This is a genomic window from Novipirellula aureliae (assembly GCF_007860185.1).
Taxonomy (GTDB): domain Bacteria; phylum Planctomycetota; class Planctomycetia; order Pirellulales; family Pirellulaceae; genus Novipirellula_A; species Novipirellula_A aureliae.
In genome coordinates this window covers 1-1,620 of record NZ_SJPY01000035.1, presented here as the reverse complement: position 1 = coordinate 1,620, position 1,620 = coordinate 1, and the positions used below count along the sequence as shown (strand labels likewise).

The window sequence follows — 1,620 nt, the reverse complement described above, 5'->3', positions numbered from 1 at the left end:
GCAGTTGTACTTTGCGGGAATGTGTCCGAACACCGACTTTATGTTAGAATCGTTTTAAGCGGATTGCCAACGTAAGCGGTCTGCACGACAAAGTTCAACGCACATTCTATCCGTGGACCAGGCGAAAAACGTCAACCATTGATCAAGGCTTTTCCACGCCTGGTCCCCGGATAGAATGCAATTCGTTATCCGACTGAAATCACTCGTCTCGAGACTGACCGAAATGACACGCGGTAACATTCGATCCGACTCGCGCACAGGCACAGCCGCAGCTGATTCCACCTCCGGATTTGTCGCGGACGGATACGACCGACTCGTATCTGCAATCGAATCCGATGCTCGCCGCAACGTCGAGGAAAAGTACGCCGACGAATGGAATGGCGCGGGTATCCTACGCCGCTGGAAACTTCAACGGCAAATGGAGGCTGAAATTGCCGTTGCCGTTGCTGAGAACTTGCCTGACGTGTCACCCGACGCGTTGTTTTGATGCTATACTCCTACCATCGCTCTCTGCTCGCACAGATCATGCCGGCGACGTCGCTTAAACTTGTTGATGTCATCGGACTGGTTCCGAGCGTATAATTGAGGACGACGTTGTTTGGTAAACGATATGTCACCGAAGGGGACGAAGTCCGTCGTGGAATCGCCTGATGGCACACTGGACACTTCGTAATCCGTCGTGGTACTTCGTGTACTTGGTTGCAAACGTTTGCTCGGTAATTAAATCAAACCTAATTCACTCACACCGTAGCGGATAACCAAACGATCAACCGCAGTCGGCCACGAGCGTTTGCTCTGTGGTCAGCGTTAAACTGGCCGACGCGGTTATCGTCGGCGTTCGTAGGCGCTGGTGACCGCAGAACGCTCCGTTCTCATTTGAGGTCATGCTGGTGTTTATCCCAAGAAAACCAAATGCACGTGTTCATCCAGGGAATCCATATATTTACACTTATCGACCCTGTCGTTCGAGACGGCAAGGTAGTGGGGAACTACAAAGTGGTTCACAAGAACCGGTTTTCCCAGAAAATCGGCTTTCTGAGGCGTGGACAGACCGTCTCCGTTCTTGTGGGTGGTCTCAAGGGTAGATTGGAAACTGAACCATCGGCGAACGAGGTGACAATACATCTCCTCGACGGCAAGTAGGTCACTACGAAGCACGCCGACTGCATCCAATGCCGCTGACTTCCAACGCCTGAAATCCGACGCCCGAATTTGCTTGCGTGCGCACCGGCGACTCGATACGATTGCGGTACCGCCTGTCGTGTCGTGTATCGCTACGTGCTTGATCCAGGGTGCGCTACGAACAACGGCGATGAACCGCAGTAATGTGCTCTCCGCTACGGCGGGTTGGCTGCGCCATTGTACCCGCCTCCGCTACGATCACATTACGCGGTTATCGCAAACGTTGAACTTAATCGAATCACTCTGGTTCAGATCGTTGTCTCTATTGCTGGGGGTGACTGCCCGTATCCCTGCGGGAAGAGGGTTGGCACCCATGCCAACCAAGAACGGGATCGATGAGCTTCGCTCGCTGTTTTTTTGAAGGCATGCGATACACGCTGCGCTGGCTCGGTTCTCGTGATCGTCAGAACGAAATTGCTGGCTTGTTTTGCGAGCCAA

At 53.1% G+C, this 1,620-nt stretch carries 2 protein-coding genes; one reads left to right on the top strand and one right to left on the bottom strand.

What is annotated here, in order from left to right; translation table 11 throughout:
• The first annotated feature begins 223 nt into the window (after positions 1 to 223).
• Positions 224 to 487: a hypothetical protein gene (locus Q31b_RS27685; RefSeq protein ID WP_146602916.1), complete on the top strand. Its 264-nt coding sequence runs from the start codon at positions 224 to 226 to the stop codon at positions 485 to 487.
• A gap of 893 nt (positions 488 to 1,380) precedes the next feature.
• Here the strand turns inward: Q31b_RS27685 and Q31b_RS29280 are convergent.
• Positions 1,381 to 1,620, bottom strand: a 240-nt coding sequence (locus Q31b_RS29280) for a hypothetical protein (protein WP_231617912.1), incomplete at its 5' end; no start/stop codon positions are given.

Coding starts and splice junctions, on each gene's coding strand:
- Q31b_RS27685 (WP_146602916.1), top strand. CDS start 224: ATGACACGCGGTAACATTCGATCCGACTCGCGCACAGGCACAGCCGCA.